Source organism: Marinicauda pacifica, from assembly GCF_004793635.1.
Lineage (GTDB): Bacteria > Pseudomonadota > Alphaproteobacteria > Caulobacterales > Maricaulaceae > Marinicauda > Marinicauda pacifica.
On sequence record NZ_SRXV01000109.1, the window covers coordinates 1 to 303 of the forward strand.

At 63.0% G+C, this 303-nt stretch carries 1 protein-coding gene; it reads right to left on the reverse strand.

Going from position 1 to position 303, the window contains the following annotated elements:
• Positions 1-110: 110 nt before the first annotated feature.
• Positions 111-303, reverse strand: a 193-nt coding sequence (locus tag E5162_RS14595) for an ELM1/GtrOC1 family putative glycosyltransferase (protein ID WP_174235023.1), incomplete at its 5' end; no start/stop codon positions are given.

The following is a 303-nucleotide window of genomic DNA, read 5'->3' on the forward strand; positions in this document are numbered from 1 at the left end:
AATGACGACTTTCGCGTGGCGCGACTCGCTCATGGCTGATCCTCTCTCATGATTTCGGTCCGAACCTGACGGGATTCGCGCCGGGTCCTGACCGATTTGACCGTTGATGTTCAGGAGTGGGATTTCGCGTCGAGAATTTCAAGCACGCGCTGCGCCGCGCGCCCGGTTTCGCGAAGCGGGCGATAGCGCCACCGGTCCAGTCTTCCGAGGAACGGGCGCACGGCTCCATAGGCCTCAAGCTCGGCGTAAAGGCGCCTGAACTTGCCGGGATCGCCCGCGACCGGCAGGCCAAACACCGGCTTT